This is a genomic window from Bacillus sp. GW821-FHT11D08 (genome assembly GCF_058808515.1).
Genome location: NZ_JBXARS010000005.1, coordinates 141,082 through 162,098, shown reverse-complemented (window position 1 = coordinate 162,098; position 21,017 = coordinate 141,082). Strand labels below are relative to the sequence as shown.

Here is a 21,017-nt window from a genome sequence, read left to right as displayed (position 1 = left end):
CTCAGTACATATGGTACCAAAGTTTTTGCATAAAATCAGCTGATCCGGCAGGCTCTCGGCAAATCCTTTTTACGCCGGTCAGCCAAAAACAGGTCATCAATACAAACATGAAGCTCCCGCGCCTCTTCCTCAAGGCGGGAAAGTTTCTCCTGTCTGATTTCTTCAGCTTCCGCCTGACAGGATCTGACTGCTTGGGTAAGCGTCTTTTCAGCAGCAGAAATCCGGAATTCGATATCAGAAAGCAGACGGAGAATATCAGCCTTGCTCGTGTAAACAGACATTCATGTTCCTCCCTTTTATCACTTGCGTTTCTTTAGAATATAATTCTCGTTTTCATACCGCTCTCCTTTGCACATGACAAAACTAGAAGCAGTTCGGCAAACAAACAGAGATTATCCTAAAAGGCGTGCCTTTCGACAAAAAAGTGCCGCAAACTTTGTATGAACCGGCACGTTAATGCAAACGATACAGTTGAGGAGGTGCCGTATGAAAACGAGACCGAAAAATGCAGGTAAACAGCAAAAAACCGAAGCAAAAACGACTGATACGCTTGATAAAAAATTAGGCGGCCCAAACCGCCCTTCCACGTAACACATCAGCAGCCCGAAACCCCAGCGAACGGTTTCGGGCTTTTTCATTTCTTCAGCCACTCTTTAACCGCGAAGAGCGCATGGAGCTCCCGTCTTTTCTGGAAGTACCAGTCCGTCAGTTCAAGCTGTTTCGGCATTTTCTCCTGTAAGAAAGCCCCTTTTCTTAACCTTTTTTGAAACCAATCCGCCCTTTCGCCGTCTAATGGGTGGGCAACAATGGGATAGGTTGTCCTCAGCATCGGTGATGTTCTTTTTTTGATGCCGATCATTTTCTCCATATCAAAGCGTGAACCGGTATGAGGAACGGTATCAAGAAAACGGTAAAAAGAAGCGTGAAGATCAGGGCTGAACAGAAGGCGGGCCAGCTGTTTTCCGAGCGTAATTCTTTCTTCGGTTTTTGAAAACCGTTTGACGGAAATTCCGTATAAATGTCCGTCAAATGAAGGGAATATCACCGTATTAAAGTGAAAACAATCACTTAAATAAAAAGGAATCGTGCCAAAAACATTCTTTTTAAACGAAGGATTTTGTATAATAGGTGCTTGGATAGTGTTTTGTTCATTTATAATAAGAGCATACATGAGCCGTTCCGTATCTCCGTCACGCCAAAAGCGGAACCATTCTTCCTGCATAAAAGCCGAGACGCGGAAATAAGGAAGATGACGGAAAAGAGGTTCGCCGATTTGTTTTGACCACTGGTAGACCAGAAGCTGAGGATAGGCATCAGAAAAAATCAGCCAATTCGCCCTTTCATACGAAAGGAAAAACCAGTTTTTCTGACTGCTGTCAAGGCCCTCCTGATAAAGGACGCCTCTTAAATCAGTCATCGACCAGCCCGCATTGCGGGACACAAACGATGCCAAAAGCGGCCACTTGATCTCAGGATGGCGGTCATAATATGCTTTATAGGCATTCGTCCGGGAAATATTATCGGCATTTTTTATTTTCGTCTCTTTTTCGATCAGGCGAAGAATGGCGGTTACGGTCTGTCGTTTATGCACGTTCATTCACTTCCGTCACTATTAGTTTGATAAGGAGGATGGAAAAAGTGATTCGGTACCCGAATGGAAAAACTTTTCAGCCGAACAAAACGGTTTCATCCCAAAACAGCCAGAAACGGTCCCATTCATACAGTAATCGCGGCATGACCCTCGAAGACGACCTGAATGAAACGAATAAGTATTATCTGGTTAACCAAATTGCTGTCATTCACAAAAAGCCGACACCCGTCCAGATTGTAAACGTCCACTATCCGAAAAGAAGCGCCGCAGTCATTAAGGAAGCTTATTTTAAACAGTCTTCCACAACTGACTACAACGGCATTTATAAAGGGCGCTACATTGATTTTGAGGCAAAAGAAACAAAAAACAAAACGGCATTTCCCCTGCAGAATTTTCATGATCATCAGATTGAGCATATGAAGCAGGTGGTCAGACAAGACGGCATTTGTTTTGTTATTATATCCGCTTTCGGAAAGGTTTATTTCCTCGAAGCCGACAAGCTGTTTGTCTTTTGGGAGAGAAAGGAGAACAATGGCAGAAAATCGATTCGCAAAGACGAATTAGAAGATGCTTCCTTTCCGATTTCCCTTGGATACTCACCGAGAATTGATTATATTAGTATTATTGAACAGCTTTATTTTTCGCAGGAACAGTAGACTGAGCGAAAGGTTGATAAACGAAAGGTTGAGATGTTATGTCAGATCAATTTACGAGCCGTGAAGAACGCCGTAAGGCAAGGCAGACGAAAAGCACTAAGCCCTCTTCACCGAAAAAAGGCAAGAAACAGCGTAAAGGCGGTTTATTCAAAAAGATTGTACTGTCCTTGGTTATTCTGTTTGTCCTTGGCATAGTCGGCGGAGCGGCGGCATTTGCCGTTTTGGTTTCCGGCGCGCCGTCTTTGGACGAAGCCAAGCTGAAAACGCCTTACTCTTCAACGATTTACGATAAAAACGGCAAAGAAATCGCGGAAGTGGGCGGTGAAAAACGAACCTACGTCCCGATTAAGGATATACCCGATGTTGTGAAAGAAGCATTTATCGCAACTGAAGACGCCCGTTTTTATAAGCACCACGGTATAGACCCGATCCGGATCGGAGGCGCCTTGGTCGCCAACTTTACGGATGGATTCGGTTCAGAGGGAGGAAGCACAATCACCCAGCAGGTTGTGAAAAACTCGCTTTTGACCCATCAGAAAACGATTAAACGGAAAGCACAGGAAGTGTGGCTTTCACTGCAGCTGGAGCGCCATTATTCTAAAGATGAAATCTTAGAAATGTATTTAAACAGAATTTATTTCTCACCGCGTGCCTACGGCGTCGGTAAAGCCGCTGAAGAATTCTTCGGCGTAAAAGATTTGAGCAAGCTTACGGTTGAACAGGCGGCGACGCTTGCCGGAATGCCGCAAAGCCCGACCGGATATAACCCGGTTAAAAATCCGAAGGCTTCCGAAAAACGCCGAAACATCGTTCTCAGCTTAATGGAAAAACAAGGATTCATTTCAAATTCTGACTACCAAAAAGCAAAGAAAGTGTCCATGAAAGATGAAGGCGTCGTCAGCCAAAAGGAATACGATAAAAAGGACACAAATAAATACAGCGCTTTTGTCGAAGAAGTTATGAAAGAAATTGAGACAAAAGAAAAGAAAGACGTCGATATTTCAACTGACGGATTGAAAATTTACACGACTCTTGATACGAAAGCACAAGATTATCTTGATCAATTGATGAACGGAGATACAGCCGGCTTTTCGGAAGGCATGCAGGGCGGCGTCACCCTCCTTGATACGACAAACGGAGAAATCCGCGCTATCGGAGCAGGACGGAACAGAACTACCGGGGGATTCAATTATGCAACACAAGGTAAAACCCAGCCCGGTTCAACGATAAAACCTATTCTTGATTACGGCCCGGTCATTGAAAATAAAAAATGGTCGACGTATGAGCAGATTGATGATTCGGCTTATACGTACTCTAACGGCACACCAATCCATGATTATGACAATAGATACAGAGGCCAGATATCAATGCGAGAGGCCCTCTCAGACTCACGTAATATCCCTGCTTTAAAAGCATTCCAAGCAGTTGGAAAGGATAATGCCGTGGACTTTGCAAACGACCTGGGATTAGGTTTAAACAAAGATCAAGTATATGAGCCCTATTCTATCGGCGGTTTTGGGGATGAAAATCGCGGTGTATCTACTATGACCATGGCAGGCGCCTACAGCGCTTTCGGAAATAACGGAACGTACAATGAACCGCATGCGGTCACATCAATTGAATTTAATGACGGCACTAAGCTTGATTTAACACCGAAACCGAAAAGTGCTATGAGCGATTACACGGCATTCATGATTACCGATATGCTCAAAACAGTCGTGCAGTCAGGAACAGGCAGACTGGCTCAAGTACCGAACGTGGAAGTCGCCGGTAAAACGGGTACGACTAACTTTACTAAAGAGGACATTCAAAAATATAATATTGCTCCAGGCGGAGTTCCAGACTCCTGGTTTGTCGGATACACCCCTCAATATACTGCGGCGGTTTGGACCGGAGTTGAGTCTGGCAACAAAGCAGGCAAGAAATCACTGTCTTCTGCAGACCAGCAAGTCGCAAAACGGATTTTCCAAAAGCTGATCTCTTACGTTGATGACGGTAAAGGAAGCTTCAAGCAGCCTGACAGCGTCGTCAAAGAAACAGTTGAGAAAGGCTCGAATCCTGCCGCTTTAGCCGGACCGAATACGCCGGATGATAAAAAAGTGACGGAGTACTTCGTGAAAGGAACGCAGCCAACTGCCGTTTCTAAAACGTACAAGAAAGAAAAAGCCGATAAACCTACAGGATTGCAAGTGAAATACGACAAAGATAAAAAATCATTAACTTTAAGCTGGAATTATGACGGTGATGCAACATTCAATGTCAAACAATCCGTTGACGGCGGAAGCTACAGTGACATTCAAAACAGTTCGGCAAAAGAAGCCGTCGTCTCAGATGTCACACCAGGCTCCACATACAGCTTCCAGGTGACAGCGGAAAACGATGACGGAAAAAGCGATACGGCATCAGCTTCTTTCAAAGTCCCGAAAGATGAAGAAGACGATGCGGATAAAGATAAAGCGACTGACGATGAACAGAAGTCTGATGAAGATAAAGACAAAGACAAAACGCAAACCGATGATTCAAACACAGATGACAATCAGACAGATACGTCTGACGGATCGGATCAAACACCAACTGATGACCCGGATAAAAATCAGGATCAATCCGATAAGGATCAAACAGATAACAACAATCAGAATCAGCCCGGTAACGGGACCGATAACAACGGACAGCAAGATAACTCTGATAATGGTTCCGACTCCGGTTCAGACGGCCCGAATAAACCTGACAACGGTCAAACGGACAAAAACCAAGACTCATCTTCAAATATCAACGGGCAGTCCAATTCGTCAACCATCCAGTCAAATCCCGCTCATTAGCGGACGAAATCCTTCACCTCAACCAGGTGAAGGATTTTTTTCATACAAAAAAACCTCCTTTTCTCATAAGGAGGTTTTTAACCTTTGTTCATGGCTTCATATTTATGATATTGTTTCTTCATCTCCGTCATCAATTCATCCAGCTGAATAAACGAGTGATATTGAGTCGGTTTTGTTAAAATAAACGCCATTCGCTCCGCCCAATTGATCGGTTCGGCGGGAAAATGCTTTGTTTCAAGCACAGACCAATCGAGTGATGTGACCCGCTCCCCTGCCGTCCAGTGAAAAGCGGCAATCAGACAGGCAATTCCCTTCAGCATGTCATTTTGATCACATCTCGATTTTCTTGTTTGAAAAACGGGAAGCAACGTTTCTTTCGTTTCATTCCAAATCTGAAACAGAAACGGGACATATTCGCCCCTTTCCCTCCATGGCTGCACTGTTGGCTGACCGCTGAAATCCATATACAGCGGATGGCGGCGCAACGCCGTTTTGACCTCGAGGCTTTCCAAGTCCGTAAGGCTGCGCAGGTATGTTTCATAGCCTGCCAGAATGTCAATCGCCGTCACCGTTTCACCAGCCCTTTTTTGTCACGCTTCTGCCCTTCTCTGCACAGCGGAAGCAAAGGACATTCCGCACAGCGGGGAGATTGCGCTTTACAATGATACCTGCCGAAAAATATTAATCTGTGATGCGTAACAGACCAATCCTCTTTCGGCACTTTTTTCATTAATGTTTTCTCTACTTCCAAAACAGAGTCCTTCCAGCGGCAGATACCGAGCCGTTTAGAGACCCGCTCCACATGAGTGTCTACTGCAATCGCAGGTACGCCGAAAGCAACAGACACGACCACATTTGCCGTTTTCCGTCCGACACCCGGCAGATTCACAAGCTCATCCCGGTCTTTCGGCACTTCTCCGCCGTACTCTTCGATGATCATTTTGCTCAGCTTTTGAATATTTTTGGCTTTATTACGGTACAGGCCGATTGATTTAATATCCTGCTGGAGTTCTTCCAGCGATACGGCAAGATAATCTTCGGGCCGTTTATATTTTTGAAATAGCGTTTTTGTCACTCTGTTGACGAGAGCATCCGTACATTGCGCGGATAATGCGACTGCCACAACCAATTCGAAAGGATTTGAATGGACAAGTTCACATTCTGCGTGCGGAAACATATCGCCGATTTTTTCAAGACAATATTCAATCTGCTTTAAATTTAACACGTTTCTCCCCTTCTCATGTTATTGTTCCAGCCAATTGTAAAAAGGCACCTGCCTCGTATACTCTTTTTGCGGATCGTTTTGTTTCGTTTGAACACGCCGGAATTTTTGGCTGTGCGCCTTCGCCTGCTCAACCGTTTTGAAGCCGTTCTTTTTCCATTCAAATAAAATCCGGTCAATATAGCGAAAACTGAGTTTCCCCGATAAAACGGCTTCTTTTAAGGCGTGTTTAATCAGAATCGCATCATGCTGATCCTGGTCCTGCCATATGGCCAGCGTCTCGCATTCAAGCGGCGACAGCGGTCTTCCGAACTCTTCTTCAAAGATGGTATACAGGCTTTTTTGTTCTTTTTCTGACGTTCTTTCCTGCGTTTCATTTTGAGAATGCTGCATGTAATCATACAGCTTCGCCCATAACGGCTGCAGAGAATATTTTTCAAACTTTATGCCGTTATGGTCTTCACATTCTTCAATAAACAGAAAACCTTTTTGAATAAACATTCTCAGGCAGCTTGTACATTCTTCAGCAGAGATGGACATGCCTGACTGAAGTTCAAACGGCGTCGGAAAATAAGAGCCCTTTTCCAAATGCATTTTAATCTTCAAAAGCAGGATCAATTCGGTTTCATTCAGCCCGAGCTGCCGGTAATGTGTCAGCAGCAGGTTGGGAATGCTTGAAATGCCGAGTTCCTGCATATCTATAAATTGCTGTTTTTTCATCCTTACACCTCTTACTGTAAAAGGTTATCTCCGGGAGCTTTCCCCTTTACTTAGAAAAAGTCTCCCTTGCAGGAGACTTCGTTTTTCATAACTATTACGGATACAGACGGTTCAGAAGTCTCGGGAACGGAATCGTTTCACGCACGTGAGGCGCTCCGCTGATCCAAGCCACTGTCCGCTCAAGTCCGAGGCCGAAGCCGGAGTGCGGAACAGAACCGTATTGTCTGAGTTCAGCATACCATTTGTAAGCATCTGAATCCAGACCGTGTTCTTTTAATCTTTCTTCCAATAAATCCATATCATGAACGCGTTCTGAACCGCCGATGATTTCCCCGTAGCCTTCCGGAGCGATTAAGTCGGCACATAACACGACATCGTCACGATCTTTGGCAGGCTGCATATAAAACGGTTTTAATGACGTCGGGTAATGAGTGATAAACACCGGTTTGTCATAGCTTTCTGCGATCGCTGTTTCATGCGGCGCACCGAAGTCATCTCCCCACTCAATATCGTCAAAGCCTTTTTCCTTCAGGAATTCGATCGCTTTATCGTACGTAATGCGCGGGAATGGCGCTTTGATTTGTTCAAGCTTCGATGTGTCTCTACCTAATGTGTTCAGCTCGATCTTACAATGTTCCAGCACACTTTGTACGATGTATGCAACATAATTCTCCTGAACTTCAAGGTTTTCTTCAAATTCAACAAATGCCATTTCAGGCTCAATCATCCAGAATTCGATGAGATGGCGTTTCGTTTTCGATTTTTCCGCTCTGAACGTCGGTCCGAAAGAGAATACTTTTCCGAGCGCCATTGCAGCTGCTTCCATATACAGCTGGCCGCTTTGAGACAAGAAGGCGTCTTCATCAAAATATTTTGTCGCGAACAGCTCAGTCGTGCCTTCGGGAGCGCTTCCCGTCAAAATCGGCGGATCAACTTTCACGAAGCCTTCTTTGTTGAAAAATTCATAAGTCGCACGAATGATTTCGTTGCGGATTTTCATAATTGCGTGCTGGCGTTTCGAACGGAGCCATAAATGTCTGTGATCCATTAAGAATTCCGTACCGTGCTCTTTAGGCGTAATCGGATAATCAGTCGCTTCGTGAATGACTTCAATGGATGTAACAGCAAGCTCATAGCCAAGCGGTGAACGCTCGTCCTCTTTCACAATTCCTTTTACATAAAGTGACGTTTCCTGCGTCACTGATTTCGCGATTTGGAAGATGTCTTCTTCTACTTCAGCTTTGACGACAACTCCCTGAATGAAGCCGGTACCGTCTCTCAGCTGTAAAAATGCGATTTTACCGCTTGAGCGTTTATTAGCGACCCAAGCTCCAATCGTTACTTCCTCGCCTGTGTGTTTATACACTTGGTTGATTGTTGTTTTCAAACTCTTTCCCTCCAGAACAAGAAAGACATTCAGGAATCTGCCTGAATCTCTTTTTTCATCACTTTATTATACCCGTTCTACTCTAACGGGGTCAATGCAAGTAAAAAGCGGCTTTAAAAGCCGCTTTTTCAGAATCAGCTGTGTTTTTCCGTGAAGCGGCGGATTCTTTCGACCGCTTCTTCTAAAAGATCGAGTGACGTTGCGTAAGATAAACGGACGTTGTCCGGTGAGCCGAAGCCCGAGCCCGGCACGACGGCGACTTTTTCTTCTTCCAGAAGCGCCTTGACGTATTCATCGACATCTTTGAATCCGCAGTTTTCTGCGGCCGCTTTGGCGTTAGGAAACAAGTAAAATGCCCCTTCAGGCTTGACACAGGTGAATCCGGGAATCTCACTGAGCTGAGCGTAAATGGTGTTCAGTCTGTGCTCAAATGCCTGTCTCATCTCTTCCAGCGGCTCAGCCGGACCGTTATAGGCCGCAATGGCGCCGTATTGAGCGATGGACGTCGGATTTGATGTGCTGTGGCTTGCAAGGCTCGTCATCGCTTTAATAATCGTCTCCGAACCCGCCGCATAGCCGATCCTCCAGCCCGTCATGCTGTGAGATTTCGACACGCCGTTAATGATGATCGTCTGCTCTTTCAATTTATCTGAAAGCTGTGCGATTGAGACGTGTTTTTTTCCTCCGTATGTAAGCTTCTCATAAATCTCGTCGGAAACGATCAGAATGCCATGCTCCAGACACACTTTTCCGAGTTCCGCAAGCTCTTCTTTCGTATACATAACACCTGTCGGGTTGCTCGGTGAATTGATAATGAGCGCTTTTGTTTTCTCGGTGATAGCCTGCTTCAGCTGCTCCGGTGAAATTTTAAACTGATTGGATTCCAGCCCTTCTGCATAGACGGGACGCCCCCCTGCCAGTTTCACCTGCTCAGGGTAGCTGACCCAGTAAGGAGTCGGTATAATCACTTCGTCCCCTTCATCGAGAATAACCTGAAATAATGTATACAGAGCGTGTTTCGCTCCGGTGCAGACAATGATTTCTGACGGCTTATATTCAATCCCCTGGTCGTTTTTGAATTTTTTTGCAATACTGTCTTTCAGCGCCGGCAGACCGCCTGATGGCGTATATTTCGTATGGCCTTCATTCATGGAACGCACCGCGGCATCTATAATGTGCTGAGGCGTATTAAAATCCGGTTCTCCTGCTCCGAGGCCGATGACATCATGGCCTTCTGCTTTCAGCTCTTTCGCTTTTGCAGTAATTGCAAGTGTTGCAGACGGTGTTAATGCGGATACTCTTTTTGCCAATTTCAACTTGAACTCCCCCTAATACGTCTCACGGTGTGATGTTTTTGAGAATCTTGCCGCTTGTAAAGTCCACATAACTAAAGCTATACTGCCCGCTTTTGTTGATATAGGTCACTTCCCATAACGGAACATTGTTTTCTCTCGCCGGGTGAACGCCATTCAGCTTGGAAACAAGCCCTTCGTCCCGAACGATCTTGGCAGCCTTGCCGCTTGAAATGCCGTCACTGGCTTTTTTTGAGAGAATTTTTGCTTTTTTGTCGGCCGGAACCCATACATACATATCTTTTCCATGTTTATCCGTTCCGGTAACAACATAATATTTCTGTTTGCCGACAAAGGTCTCCACTTTCTCAGCATCTGTCAGATCCGTTTTTTCTTTAGCGGCTGCGGCAGCTGTTTCGTGGCCTTCTTCTTTTTGAGCCATTGCAGATTTAAAAATGCTGGCCGAAAATAAAAGAACTGCTAAAAAAATAATACCAAATACGGCTGTAAATATTAATGCTTTTTTTCTCATCTTTTTCACCTATGTGCGATAAATGGTGAAGACCGCTTCATTTTGATTTTCTTCGTCGAGCGCAAGCCCGAACATCAGATTGTCCCGTTTCAAAGTCCGGTTTAATGTATCGACGATTTTATATAAATCATCTGAATGCTCCACATTAATCGTTGACAGAATTTCAATTTTGCTTTCCATTTTTATACCCTCCATCGGTCGAACAAATTTTGTTAGTCATAACGGGATGCGCCCGCGGCATAATAAAATCACAAGGCGGCATGAACCCGCTTTTACTATAAAAACAATTCCTCATCCCACACCACGAAAGCCGCGTTTATGCGGCTTTTATTCCGTTTGGCTGACATAATCCCCGAGTTCGGCATCCGTCAGCTCCAAAAGAGATGAAGTCGGGAGCGCTTCAAGAAACAGCCGTCCGTATCCCGCCGTCTTTACACGCTGATCTAAAAGAACGATTGTTCCCTTGTCTCCCGCCGTACGGAGCAGGCGCCCGATCCCCTGTCTGAACGTTAACACGGCCTCAGGCAGGGAAATCGTCTGAAACGGATTTTTCCCCTGCTTTTTGGCAAATTCGCATTTTGCGGCATGAAGCGGATTGTCAGGCGCCCTGAAAGGAAGTCTTGCGATCATGACGGTTGACAATTCATCCCCCGGAAAATCAACGCCTTCCCAGAAATGATTTGTCCCGAGCAAAATCGCCCGGCTTGCCGTTTTAAAGGTTTTCATTAATTTACCGGGACTCCCGCCCGAAATACCTTGGGCGAGAAGCTGAATGCCTGATATCTCCATACTGAGTTTCAGTTCCTGATACACTTTTTTCAGCATATCATGAGACGTAAACAGGACAAGGATCTTCGGCTGTTTTCCCTTTGACATGATTTCTGCATACTTGGCAATATGCTCAATGACTTCCCGCTCTCCGTCATATTTAACGGATTTCATCTCTTTCGGAATGATGACGTTCATCTGATCATCGTATGAAAAAGGAGACGGGATGCTTTTGGTGCGCGGATAAAAATCCGCAAGTCCGAGCCTTTCAATCATAAATTGAAAAGAATGCTCCACCATTAAGGTCGCTGATGTGAGCACAACGCTTTTTTTGCGGGCGAAAAACTGGTCTGCCAGCATTTCACCGGGCTCCAAAGGCTGCGCATAGATGCTGACGGCATTTTTTGCGCCCTTCGCGTCAATTTCAACCCAAACGGCTTCTTTCTCATCATTTTCAAACAGCAGCCTGCTGAACGTATCGCGATATTCTTTCAGCCCCCTGATACACTTTACATATTCGGCCGCTAAAAAAGCCGCTCCGCTTTTCATCTGATCAAGCTTTTGATGTAACAGTTTCTCCTGTACTGAAAACATGTCAAGCAGCTGATCCAGCATCGCACAAAGCCGCTCCGCTCCGTCCGTTATCATGTGAAACCCTTTATCCTGGCTTTTATGATTGAGACTATAAACGAGACGGTTCAGATCGTCTTTAGGTTTTCTTCGTTTGACAAAAGAATGCACCGAACTGAAAAATGCGTCGCTTTCCGATTGAATATGCTTCATCCACTCATCGGCGTCAAAAAAACTTTCCGCCGGCAGTTCATACGTATAAAACAGTTTTCTCATCCGCTTTAACAGTCCGTGTTCCTTTAAGGTTCCGATTCGGCTGAGCTTTGTGTGCAGTCCGATGTATGAAGCTCTCTTCCCCAGGTGCTCGCTGGCAGCGCGTTCGAAATGATGCGCTTCATCAATGATGACCGTTCCGCTTGCAGGCAGTTTTTTCGTTTCACTGCTTTGATCTGAAAACAGCAAAGCATGGTTTGTGATAATCAGATCTGCGGCCTGCGCCTTTTCTTTAGCCCGTTCATAAAACCCGGCAGCCGAGTCCTTCCCTTTTTTAAAAAAAGAATTCTCATCGTAAGCCATGCGCTCCCACAGCAATCTGCCGCCTGATGGAAGATTCAGCTCAGCGGCGTCGCCCGTTTCAGTCTCCGTCAGCCAGACGAGAAGCTGCGCTTTCGTCAAAACCGCATCATAGTTGTCATCTTCCTCATGCAGAATATGTTCAAACTTAGGCAGGCACAGATAATGTGATTTCCCTTTTAAAATAGCGGCTTTGACCGGCCAAGGAAACATACGCTCCAAAAGCGGAAGATCTTTAGACATGATCTGCTGCTGCAAAAGAGTAGAGTACGTGCTGATAATCACGGGAGTTTGCTCCGCTTTGGCAAATAAAACAGCCGGAACGAGATAACCGATCGTTTTTCCGATGCCGGGCGCCGCTTCAATCAGCGCATGCTCCCGATTGCGGAAGGCGCCAAGCACTTCATCCATCATCGAAAGCTGCCCTTTCCGCTTTTCATAGCGGGGGATGATGCCGGATAAGATCTGTTCTTTTTCTTCGTTCCACTTTTCAAGATCAATGGCCGCATTCACCGGACGGGAAACCGGAATGTGATCGGGCTCTTTAATTGAAAAAGAGGCGTATGGAATGCAGCGCTTTTCTTCCGCCGGCCTGCTTTCATGTATAAAAGAATCCAAAAGCAGCGTCAAATCGCTGATAAAATGCTGTGAAAGCCTTCTAAGCTGCTTTAATGTCGGTAAAGGCAAATGTTTCAGTTTATGTAAAATGTCTAAAAAGACCAGTCCCGTAACCTCCGCATCGCTGTCTGCGCGGTGAGGGCGGTCATGTACAATATTCAGCTCCGCACACAACTCACCGAGCTTATATCCTTCAAACCCCGGGAAAACAATACGCGAAAGCTCAACCGTATCAAGCACTTCACAATCCGGCAGCTCATAGCCCGCTTCGCTCAGTTCATACCGGACAAATCCGAGGTCGAAATGAATATTGTGGGCAACAAAATACGCGCCGTCAAGCAGATGAAAAATCTCCTCTGCGACCGCTTCAAACGGCAGTTCATTTTCAACCATTCCGGACGAAATTCCGGTCAGCTGTTCAATAAACGGCGGGATGGCCTGATTCGGATTGATATATTTTGAAAACCGCTCAGTTATTTGTCCATTTTCAATGACAACCGCTGCGATTTGAATGATTTTATCGCCCTTTTTCGGCGAATTTCCTGTTGTTTCGACATCTATGACAACGAACCGTTGTTTGTTCATTAAAATGGACACCTCAATTCTTGCATACGAGAAAAGTGTAACACGTTTTGTTGAGAAATGGAGCGAAAAAACAGCTTTTGCCCCTAAATCTTAAAAGAAAACCCCCATGAAGGGGGCTCTTTTACAAAATTGTGTGTGCCGGCTCCTGGCCCAGCATCTGCTCGATTTTATTCTGATCATCCAGAACGGCCACCTTCGGCTGATGGCTTTTTGCTTCCTGATCAGACATCATTTGATAAGAAATAATAATGACTTTATCTCCTTCTTGGACGAGACGGGCGGCAGCTCCGTTTAAACAGATGACGCCGCTCCCCCGCTTACCGGGAATAATATACGTTTCAAGTCTCGCTCCGTTGTTATTATTCACAATCTGAACTTTTTCATTAGCGAGCATTCCGACGGCATCTAAAAGATCTTCATCAATCGTAATGCTGCCGACATAGTTTAAATTGGCTTCCGTCACGGTAGCGCGGTGCAGTTTTCCGGCCATCATAGTGCGGTACATATTATGATCTCTCCCATTCATCAATATCAATAATGATATTATCAATCAGTCTGGCTTTAGAAAATTGGACGGCACAGGCCAGAATGACCTTGCCGTTTAATGTTTTAAGCGGAGTCAGCTCCGGATAAGCGTACAGTTCGGCATAATCAATGACGCCGCTTGTGTTTTCGATGATATCGGTGACGGTTTTTATAACGGTTTCCGGATTTCTTTCACCGTCTCTGATCAGTTCGGCACCTTGCTGCAATGCTTTATAGATCATCGGCGCTTCTTTGCGTTCCTGCTCAGTCAGATAGACGTTGCGAGAGCTTTTGGCAAGTCCGTCTTCTTCTCTGACCGTGTCCACTGCAACCAATTCGATATCCATAAAGAAATCCTCAATCAATCCGTCCACAACCGCTGCCTGCTGGGCATCTTTCAGGCCGAAGTAGGCGCGGGTCGGTTTAACGAGATTGAAAAACTTCGTCAGCACAGTGGCCACTCCGTCAAAATGGCCGACGCGGGAGGCGCCGCACAACGCGTCAGTTCTCCTTTTCACTTGCACGGCAACATTTTGCTCGCCTTTATACATGTCACTTGGAGACGGCGTAAACAAAACATCTGCCCCCGCCTGATCTGCAAGCCGGGCATCGCGCTTTAAATCTCGCGGATATGCTTCGTAATCCTCGCCCGGTCCGAATTGAGTCGGATTGACAAAGATGCTCATCACGACAATATCGTTTTCTTTTCTTGCTTTTTCAACCAGCGTCAGATGTCCTTCATGAAGAAAACCCATCGTTGGGACGAAGCCGATCGTCCGGCCTTCTGAGCGGTATTGTGCAATCAATTCTTTCAGCTGTTGAGTTTCTGTCAGTTGTTTCATCGCTTACTTTCCTCCGTACAAGCCTTGCAGCACAGTTTGGTTTATCTGAAAGGAATGCTTTTCTTCCGGGAAAACCCGGTCTTTCACATCACGGACGTAATCGCTGAGGGCCGACTCAATCGTGCCGTCGATTTTGGCGTATTGCTTCACGAACTTCGGTGTTCTGTCCACGCCGTGGCCGACAACGTCATGATAGACAAGGACTTGGCCGTCCGCTTTTGAACCGGCTCCGATTCCGATGACGGGAATAGATACTTCTTCTTTTATTTTAGCAGTCAGTTCAGCAGGCACGCATTCAAGCACGAGCATCATCGCTCCCGCCTGCTCGCATTTGATGCTGTCTTCAATGAGCTTTTTCGCGCTTTGCTCATCTTTTCCCTGCACTTTATATCCGCCTAATACGCCGACAGACTGCGGTGTGAGGCCTAAATGGCTGACGACAGGAATTCCGCCGAGAGTCAGCGCGCGGATGGATTCGAAAACGCCGTCTCCGCCTTCAAGCTTTAACGCGTCCGCGCCGCTTTCCTGAATAATGGCCGCGGCGTTTTTCAATGTATCCTCTTTTGAAAGATGGTAAGACATAAACGGCATGTCAGTTACGATAAACGTATTTTTCGCACCGCGTTTTACCGCTTTTGTATGGTGAATCATGTCACTGACCGTTACGCCGACTGTTGAATCGAGTCCGAGCACGACCATTCCGAGCGAATCCCCGACTAAAATCATGTCGACTCCCGCCTGTTCCGCAAGCTTTGCCTGCGGATAATCGTAAGCGGTCAGCATCACGATCGGCTCTCCATTTTCCTTCATTTTCATGAAATCCAGTTTTGTTTTCATTCTGTTTCTCCTCCTCTAAACGGTGAGGAGATGAGCCGCCAATTCTTCGCAAGCAAAAAAGCCTTCTGTAAAATAAGAAGGATTCCCACTTGTTTAACGTTCGGCGAATGTCATCCCTCTGTCCCAGTCCTTTTTTGGATCAAGGCAGACTTTTCGTAATCTCTGTTCTGCTGATCAGGTGCAGTTCATTATGATACTGCCCATAGGAAGTATACCAAATTCACGAGGCTTGTACCAACTAAGATTAATTGAGCTCAATATCGGCAGAATAGATCTTCTTTATACCGTCTCTCGTTTCCAAGAGAAGAACTCCCTCATCATCAATGCCGAGCGATTTCCCGTAAAACGTCCCTTGCAGCGTTCTCGCTCTGAGCTCGTTCCCCAGTCCGACCGCATAGCTTTCCCATAACAGCTTGATCGGTGTAAAGCCGTGCTTCAAATAATCCTGATAGCGTTTTTCAAAAGTCAGCAGAATCTCTTGTATCAGACCCGCTCTGTCAATTTTTTCGCCGGCTTCCATGCTCAGACTCGTCGCAATGTCCTGAAGCTCGCCGGGAAAATCGGTTTCCTGCTGGTTCACGTTGATGCCGATGCCGAGAATGACCGAACGGACACGGTCTTCTTCTGCCTGCAGCTCAGTTAAAATCCCGACGGCTTTTTTGCCGTGAATCATTAAATCATTCGGCCATTTAATGGCGGGCTGTACACCTGTAAAGGCCTCGATGGCCTGTACGACCGCAACGGCGGATAACAGAGTGAGCTGCGGCGTTTTTTGCAAAGGAACGTCGGGTCTCAGAATGAGGCTCATCCAAATCCCGTTTCCCTCCTGTGAATGCCATACTCTGGCCATTCTTCCTCTGCCTGCCGTTTGTTTATCGGCGACTACGAGCGTCCCTTCCGGCGCGCCGTCATTGGCAAGTTCATGAGCGGTTTTTTGGGTGGACGGCAGGACGTCCCGGTAATGAAGCTGTTTGCCCAAAACCTCTGTTTTCAGCCCGAAACGGATTTCGGATTCACTGAGTTTCCCCGGTTTTTTAATGAGCCTGTACCCTTTTCGTCTGACCGCCTCAACCTCATAGCCCTCTTTGCGGAGCTCTTCTATATGTTTCCAAACTGCGGTTCTCGAGCAGCTGAGCGCGTCACTTATTTTCTGCCCGGAGATAAAGCCGTCACCCGCCTCAGAAAATAAATCTATTAATCGGGTTCTTAATGTTGATCCCATGATGCGAGCCACTCCTTTATATCATGTTTTCGGTTAGGGAGCTTCCCTGCCAATACCGCTGCTTCAATCCGGCGAAGTTCTTCGGCCACCCATTTACCCGCGCGGCGGTTTCTGAGCTCCATCAGATCAGCGCCTGAGATGTCGAGGTCTCGAAGGCTTTTGATCGGCAGCTGCTCATACAGGCTCTGAACCTCTTTCAGCTTTTGTTCATCAATCGTCTTATGCTTTTTCAGCATCCCGATTTTAACGGCTGAAAACAGCGCCTCTCCCGCCCGGTACATCGCTTCTGCTTCCAGCTGCGCCGGATAAACGCTTATGATCTGCATCGCTTTTTTTACGACTTTTCCCGGCAGTTTCCATTGTTTTAAAAACGCCTCGGCGCTTTTCGGACAAAGACCGAGAAACAATAACAGCGCTGCCCAGCGTTCTTCGCGTGCATCTAAAGAAGAAAACGGAAATCCGCTTGCTTCAAGCATTTGCTGCTCATAACCGGAAAGGCCGGGCAGCTCTTGTATCAGACCTGTCTGCACCATCGTTTGAATCGCTTCTTGTGAGAAAGCGCCCTGCAGCAGCTTTTCAAACTCGGCGGTCTTTCGTTCTACTGATACATGTGCCAAAAGCTCCCTGTCTTTTATGACGGCCTCTCTTGTTTCTTTTTCTAACAGAAAGCCGAGCTGACTCATAAAGCGGACGGCTCTCATCATCCGCAGAGCGTCTTCCCGAAAACGGTCTTCAGGGTTACCCACCGTACGGATCAGCTTTTGTCCGATATCATGCGCGCCTCCGAAATAATCAAGCAGCTCTCCTTCGGCAGACATCGCCATCGCATTAATCGTTAAGTCTCTCCGCTTTAAGTCTTCTGATAAAGAAGTAATGAACCGCACAGCTTCAGGGCGCCGGTAATCCTTATATTCTGATTCGGCACGAAAAGTGGTGACTTCATAGGTTTCATCTTCCCACAGGACGATGACGGTGCCGTGCTCTTTTCCAACATCGACAGTCCGCTTAAAGAGACGCTCCACCTCATTCGGCGAAGCGCTGGTTGCGATGTCCACATCACCTATTTTTCGTTTCATATAGCTGTCTCTGACGGCTCCCCCGACAAAGTACGCCTGATGGCCCGCCTTCATCAGATGATGAAGGATGGGGAGGGCTTTGACAAATTCCTGTTCCATAAGATCACTCCGGTCCTGACAATTCGTCATAAATCCGTTCATACTGACTGACGATTCTTTGCGAAGAAAAGGCGGTCTCCACCATTTTCAGCGCATGATCAGTCAATCGTTTGCTGAGCTGTTTATCTTCTAAAACGGCAAGCGCTTTTTCAGATGCCGCCTGAATATCGCCGACTTCCACCAGAAAACCGCTTACTTGATCTTTAATCACTTCCGGGATTCCGCCGATATTTGTTCCGATGCACGGCACGCCGCAGGCCATCGCCTCAAGGAGGACGAGTCCGAAACTTTCTTTTTCAGACAGAAGAAGCTTAAGATCGCTGATAGAATACAGCTCTTCCACCCTGTCCTGATTTCCGAGGAGCAGCACTTGATCCTGCAGTCCGTATTTTTCGACAAGCTGCCAAGCGACGCACTTTTCCGGTCCGTCGCCGACAAGCAGGAGCTTCGCCTTTGTTTTTGCTGCGATATTACGGAAAACGCGGATGACATCTTTAACACGTTTTACCTTTCTGAAGTTCGAAACATGGATGACGACCTTTTCATCCGGCAAAATGCCATGTTTCTCTTTTATACTCTCTGTATTTTTCTTAAGATAAACACGTTCATCAATAAAGTTGTAGATTGTCTCAATTTTTTTATCCGGCTTGATTAAGTCATATGTTTCTCCGGCAAGCGCGGTTGATACCGCCGTCACTCTGTCGGACGCTTCGATGGCAAAACGGATTAAATCTTTTAATGACGGATCATATCCTAAAACGGTGATGTCCGTACCGTGAAGCGTCGTCACGATGCCGATGTCGCGCTTGAGCATCTGTTTGGCGAGATAAGCACATACCGCATGCGGCAGCGCATAATGCGCGTGAATGATGTCAAGATTTTCCCTCGCAGCAACCTCGGCGATTTTGCTCGCCAGCGTAAGGTCATAAGGCGGATATTTAAATACCGCGTATTGGTTGACTTCCACCTCATGAAAATGAATATTCGGATGATATGTATTTAATCTGAACGGGATGCTTGATGTGATGAAATGAACCTGGTGCCCTTTTTCTGCAAGCAGCTTGCCGAGTTCCGTCGCAATAATACCCGAGCCTCCGACACTCGGGTAGCATGTAATCCCTATTTTTAATGGTCTCATTGTCCGCCCCCAAAAACATCATCATTCAAAACGGGAAGCTGTTTTGAAAAGAAACCCTCGGCATACCCCGTCCCGGCTTCTTTGCCATACAGTCTTTCCCGCGCTTCCACCATTTCAATATAACCGTTGGTCAGCGGTGTGTTCACTGACTGCGCCGTAGGAATAAACTGGCTTTGATAGGCGTGCAGGCTTTCTTTTTTCAGATCGATGGTTTCCGTTATGTCGATTACAAAGTCCGGACGGTGAAACCCATTGATCATATAATAGTATACGCGCTGAGCCTTATGAGCCGGCAGTTCCTGGTGATCTCTGTATTTATGAATTCCCGCCGAGAACACCGCTTCTTCGACCAAAGCCGCCGCATTGCCGTGGTCAGGATGGCGGTCTTTCGGATAAGGGATGAAAACGGTTTTCGGCCGGCAGGCTCTGATGACACTGACAATCCGGCGGATGCCGTCCTCACTTTTCAAAAGCCCGCGGTCGGGAAACGTAAGCTGGATTCTCTCTTTTACGCCGAGAATTCGTGCCGCCTCTGCCGCTTCTTCTTTTCTTATCCCTACCGTTCCGTTGGATGATAGTTCGGCCTCGGTCAAATCGCATATCACCGCGGTTTTTCCTTGAGCCGTAAATTTTGCGATCGTGCCGCCCATACCGATCTCGACATCATCACTATGGGCGCCGAACGCCAGAATATCAACGTGTTCAGACATTCGGCTCTCCTCCGCGCACAAGATTGCGGAAATCAAATGCCCCGCCGTCCAGCGTCCGGACGAGGATTTCCGCTGTCCCCATATTTGTGGCGAGCGGGATCGCGTATACGTCACACAGCCGGATCAGCGCCGAGACATCCGGTTCATGAGGCTGCGCAGTTAACGGATCGCGCAGAAAAATGACGAGATCCAGGGCATTTGCCGCAATCAATGCGCCGATTTGCTGATCTCCGCCGAGCGGGCCGGATTGAAAACGTTCAACGGACAATCCGGTCGCTTCCTGGATTTTCAGGCCTGTCGTACCTGTCGCGTATAACTCATGATGGCTCAGTATATCTTTATATGCGGTCGTAAACTGAACCATATCCTGCTTTTTCTTATCGTGAGCAATCAAAGCGATTTTCATTTGATGTTCTCCCCCTTGCCGATTCAGTCGATAATATTTTCGAGTCCGTATACAAGCTGGTCGATTTTCATCACTTGCTCCACTGACAGCTTCACTCCTGACATAAAGGAAGCCCGGTTATAGGAGTCATGGCGCAGTTTCAGCGTCTGGCCGTCCATGCCGAACATGACTTCCTGGTGGGCGATAAGGCCCGGCAGACGCACGCTGTGAAGGCGGATGCCGTTTAATTCAGCACCGCGGGCGCCTGGCAGAATTTCTTTTTCATCAGGATGGCCCTGCTGCTTTTCTGTACGGACGCTTGAGATCATTTCCGCTGTTTTCAGCGCCGTTCCGCTCGGGGCATCCAGCTTTTGATCATGATGAAGCTCAATGATTTCTACATCTTCAAAATAGTTGGCGGCCATTTGTGAGAACTTCATCATCAGCACCGCGCCCAATGCAAAGTTCGGAGCGATGATGGCGCCGATTCCTTTTTCTTCAGTCAAGGCTTGAAGCTCCTCTAAATCCGCTTCAGAAAATCCGGTCGTTCCCACAACGGGGCGGACGCCGTGTTCAAGAGCGGCTTTCGTATGTTTTTTGCCGATTTCAGGCGTTGTCAAATCGATCAGCACATCCGGTTTTGTTTCTTGGAAACATGCGCGGATATCCGTATAAATAAGAGCGTCTGAATCAGCTGACATCACTTCCCGCAATGTTTGCTGATCGTATGTATGGTCAATGGCGCCGACAAGCTCAAAATGAGGCGTGCGGACGGCAAGTTTTACGGCCTCCTGGCCCATTCTGCCTCTTGGTCCGGCAATGACGACTTTAATGGTTTCATTTGACATGG

Annotated in this window: 22 protein-coding genes; 3 read left to right on the top strand and 19 right to left on the bottom strand. The window is 46.8% G+C overall.

The features are described from left to right. Nucleotides 1–35: 35 nt before the first annotated feature. Nucleotides 36–281: a DUF5446 family protein gene (locus AC1RRX_RS11965; RefSeq protein ID WP_007409491.1), complete on the bottom strand. Its 246-nt coding sequence runs from the start codon at nt 279–281 to the stop codon at nt 36–38. A gap of 205 nt (nt 282–486) precedes the next feature. On the opposite strand from AC1RRX_RS11965, the gene sspM reads away from it, so the two are divergent. Then, on the top strand, nt 487–591 hold the full coding sequence (gene sspM, locus AC1RRX_RS11960) for an acid-soluble spore protein SspM (protein ID WP_003153525.1): 105 nt from the start codon (nt 487–489) through the stop codon (nt 589–591). A gap of 43 nt (nt 592–634) precedes the next feature. On the opposite strand, the gene AC1RRX_RS11955 is transcribed toward sspM, so the two are convergent. Beyond that, nucleotides 635–1,597: a DUF2515 domain-containing protein gene (locus tag AC1RRX_RS11955; RefSeq protein WP_108724853.1), complete on the bottom strand. Its 963-nt coding sequence runs from the start codon at nt 1,595–1,597 to the stop codon at nt 635–637. A 41-nt stretch (nt 1,598–1,638) separates the two neighbouring features. Here AC1RRX_RS11955 and recU point away from each other — a divergent pair, with 41 nt between their 5' ends. Together recU and AC1RRX_RS11945 are read left to right on the top strand one after the other, a co-directional pair. After that, the gene (recU, locus tag AC1RRX_RS11950) at nt 1,639–2,247 is read left to right on the top strand and encodes a Holliday junction resolvase RecU (protein ID WP_007409489.1); all 609 of its coding nucleotides are present in this window, start codon (nt 1,639–1,641) and stop codon (nt 2,245–2,247) included. Between the two features lie 38 nt (nt 2,248–2,285). Beyond that, entirely contained in the window at nt 2,286–5,066 is a 2,781-nt protein-coding gene (locus tag AC1RRX_RS11945; RefSeq protein WP_144464466.1) for a PBP1A family penicillin-binding protein, read from the top strand. A gap of 77 nt (nt 5,067–5,143) precedes the next feature. Here the strand turns inward: AC1RRX_RS11945 and AC1RRX_RS11940 are convergent, their stop codons facing one another. From AC1RRX_RS11940 to dapB, 17 genes are all read right to left on the bottom strand, one after another. Next, nucleotides 5,144–5,635: a YpoC family protein gene (locus AC1RRX_RS11940; protein ID WP_144464468.1), complete on the bottom strand. Its 492-nt coding sequence runs from the start codon at nt 5,633–5,635 to the stop codon at nt 5,144–5,146. Next, nucleotides 5,632–6,291, bottom strand: a complete 660-nt coding sequence (gene nth, locus AC1RRX_RS11935) for an endonuclease III (protein WP_007612187.1) — start codon at nt 6,289–6,291, stop codon at nt 5,632–5,634. Before nth ends, AC1RRX_RS11940 begins: the two co-directional genes overlap by 4 nt. 18 nt (nt 6,292–6,309) lie before the next feature. Then, entirely contained in the window at nt 6,310–7,008 is a 699-nt protein-coding gene (dnaD, locus tag AC1RRX_RS11930; protein ID WP_060674319.1) for a DNA replication protein DnaD, read from the bottom strand. Between the two features lie 94 nt (nt 7,009–7,102). Continuing rightward, nucleotides 7,103–8,395, bottom strand: coding sequence for an asparagine--tRNA ligase (gene asnS / locus AC1RRX_RS11925; protein WP_003153515.1), 1,293 nt, complete (start codon nt 8,393–8,395; stop codon nt 7,103–7,105). Between the two features lie 134 nt (nt 8,396–8,529). Then, nucleotides 8,530–9,711, bottom strand: a complete 1,182-nt coding sequence (locus AC1RRX_RS11920; protein ID WP_061860663.1) for a pyridoxal phosphate-dependent aminotransferase — start codon at nt 9,709–9,711, stop codon at nt 8,530–8,532. A 22-nt stretch (nt 9,712–9,733) separates the two neighbouring features. Further along, the gene (gene tseB / locus AC1RRX_RS11915; protein ID WP_007409483.1) at nt 9,734–10,219 is read right to left on the bottom strand and encodes a cell wall elongation/penicillin-binding protein regulator TseB; all 486 of its coding nucleotides are present in this window, start codon (nt 10,217–10,219) and stop codon (nt 9,734–9,736) included. A 9-nt stretch (nt 10,220–10,228) separates the two neighbouring features. Next, nucleotides 10,229–10,399: a YpmA family protein gene (locus AC1RRX_RS11910; RefSeq protein ID WP_003153512.1), complete on the bottom strand. Its 171-nt coding sequence runs from the start codon at nt 10,397–10,399 to the stop codon at nt 10,229–10,231. A gap of 147 nt (nt 10,400–10,546) precedes the next feature. Further along, nucleotides 10,547–13,333, bottom strand: coding sequence for an ATP-dependent DNA helicase DinG (gene dinG / locus AC1RRX_RS11905; protein ID WP_144464470.1), 2,787 nt, complete (start codon nt 13,331–13,333; stop codon nt 10,547–10,549). A gap of 121 nt (nt 13,334–13,454) precedes the next feature. Next, a complete protein-coding gene (gene panD, locus AC1RRX_RS11900) occupies nt 13,455–13,838 on the bottom strand; it encodes an aspartate 1-decarboxylase (protein ID WP_003153510.1) in 384 nt (127 codons plus the stop codon). Nucleotide 13,839: 1 nt separating this feature from the next. Next, on the bottom strand, nt 13,840–14,700 hold the full coding sequence (gene panC / locus AC1RRX_RS11895; protein ID WP_144464472.1) for a pantoate--beta-alanine ligase: 861 nt from the start codon (nt 14,698–14,700) through the stop codon (nt 13,840–13,842). Between the two features lie 3 nt (nt 14,701–14,703). Beyond that, nucleotides 14,704–15,537 carry a 3-methyl-2-oxobutanoate hydroxymethyltransferase gene (gene panB, locus AC1RRX_RS11890; protein ID WP_144464474.1) on the bottom strand — a complete coding sequence of 278 codons (834 nt, stop codon included), beginning with the start codon at nt 15,535–15,537 and terminating at the stop codon, nt 14,704–14,706. Between the two features lie 244 nt (nt 15,538–15,781). Continuing rightward, the gene (locus AC1RRX_RS11885) at nt 15,782–16,759 is read right to left on the bottom strand and encodes a biotin--[acetyl-CoA-carboxylase] ligase (protein WP_144464476.1); all 978 of its coding nucleotides are present in this window, start codon (nt 16,757–16,759) and stop codon (nt 15,782–15,784) included. After that, nucleotides 16,744–17,934, bottom strand: coding sequence for a CCA tRNA nucleotidyltransferase (locus AC1RRX_RS11880; RefSeq protein ID WP_144464478.1), 1,191 nt, complete (start codon nt 17,932–17,934; stop codon nt 16,744–16,746). The genes AC1RRX_RS11885 and AC1RRX_RS11880 overlap by 16 nt, the downstream gene beginning before the upstream one ends. A gap of 4 nt (nt 17,935–17,938) precedes the next feature. Beyond that, nucleotides 17,939–19,072, bottom strand: a complete 1,134-nt coding sequence (bshA, locus tag AC1RRX_RS11875; RefSeq protein WP_144464480.1) for an N-acetyl-alpha-D-glucosaminyl L-malate synthase BshA — start codon at nt 19,070–19,072, stop codon at nt 17,939–17,941. After that, entirely contained in the window at nt 19,069–19,782 is a 714-nt protein-coding gene (gene bshB1 / locus AC1RRX_RS11870; RefSeq protein ID WP_108724848.1) for a bacillithiol biosynthesis deacetylase BshB1, read from the bottom strand. The genes bshA and bshB1 overlap by 4 nt, the downstream gene beginning before the upstream one ends. Beyond that, on the bottom strand, nt 19,775–20,188 hold the full coding sequence (gene mgsA, locus AC1RRX_RS11865; protein ID WP_003153499.1) for a methylglyoxal synthase: 414 nt from the start codon (nt 20,186–20,188) through the stop codon (nt 19,775–19,777). Before mgsA ends, bshB1 begins: the two co-directional genes overlap by 8 nt. A 23-nt stretch (nt 20,189–20,211) precedes the next feature. Further along, nucleotides 20,212–21,015 (bottom strand): 4-hydroxy-tetrahydrodipicolinate reductase, encoded by an 804-nt coding sequence (dapB, locus tag AC1RRX_RS11860; RefSeq protein WP_003153497.1) that lies wholly within the window; start codon nt 21,013–21,015, stop codon nt 20,212–20,214. Nucleotides 21,016–21,017 lie beyond the last annotated feature (2 nt).

Coding starts and splice junctions, on each gene's coding strand:
- AC1RRX_RS11965 (WP_007409491.1), bottom strand. CDS start 281: ATGTCTGTTTACACGAGCAAGGCTGATATTCTCCGTCTGCTTTCTGAT.
- sspM (WP_003153525.1), top strand. CDS start 487: ATGAAAACGAGACCGAAAAATGCAGGTAAACAGCAAAAAACCGAAGCA.
- AC1RRX_RS11955 (WP_108724853.1), bottom strand. CDS start 1,597: ATGAACGTGCATAAACGACAGACCGTAACCGCCATTCTTCGCCTGATC.
- AC1RRX_RS11945 (WP_144464466.1), top strand. CDS start 2,286: ATGTCAGATCAATTTACGAGCCGTGAAGAACGCCGTAAGGCAAGGCAG.
- dnaD (WP_060674319.1), bottom strand. CDS start 7,008: ATGAAAAAACAGCAATTTATAGATATGCAGGAACTCGGCATTTCAAGC.
- tseB (WP_007409483.1), bottom strand. CDS start 10,219: ATGAGAAAAAAAGCATTAATATTTACAGCCGTATTTGGTATTATTTTT.
- AC1RRX_RS11910 (WP_003153512.1), bottom strand. CDS start 10,399: ATGGAAAGCAAAATTGAAATTCTGTCAACGATTAATGTGGAGCATTCA.
- dinG (WP_144464470.1), bottom strand. CDS start 13,333: ATGAACAAACAACGGTTCGTTGTCATAGATGTCGAAACAACAGGAAAT.
- panD (WP_003153510.1), bottom strand. CDS start 13,838: ATGTACCGCACTATGATGGCCGGAAAACTGCACCGCGCTACCGTGACG.
- panC (WP_144464472.1), bottom strand. CDS start 14,700: ATGAAACAACTGACAGAAACTCAACAGCTGAAAGAATTGATTGCACAA.
- panB (WP_144464474.1), bottom strand. CDS start 15,537: ATGAAAACAAAACTGGATTTCATGAAAATGAAGGAAAATGGAGAGCCG.
- AC1RRX_RS11885 (WP_144464476.1), bottom strand. CDS start 16,759: ATGGGATCAACATTAAGAACCCGATTAATAGATTTATTTTCTGAGGCG.
- AC1RRX_RS11880 (WP_144464478.1), bottom strand. CDS start 17,934: ATGGAACAGGAATTTGTCAAAGCCCTCCCCATCCTTCATCATCTGATG.
- bshA (WP_144464480.1), bottom strand. CDS start 19,072: ATGAGACCATTAAAAATAGGGATTACATGCTACCCGAGTGTCGGAGGC.
- bshB1 (WP_108724848.1), bottom strand. CDS start 19,782: ATGTCTGAACACGTTGATATTCTGGCGTTCGGCGCCCATAGTGATGAT.
- mgsA (WP_003153499.1), bottom strand. CDS start 20,188: ATGAAAATCGCTTTGATTGCTCACGATAAGAAAAAGCAGGATATGGTT.
- dapB (WP_003153497.1), bottom strand. CDS start 21,015: ATGTCAAATGAAACCATTAAAGTCGTCATTGCCGGACCAAGAGGCAGA.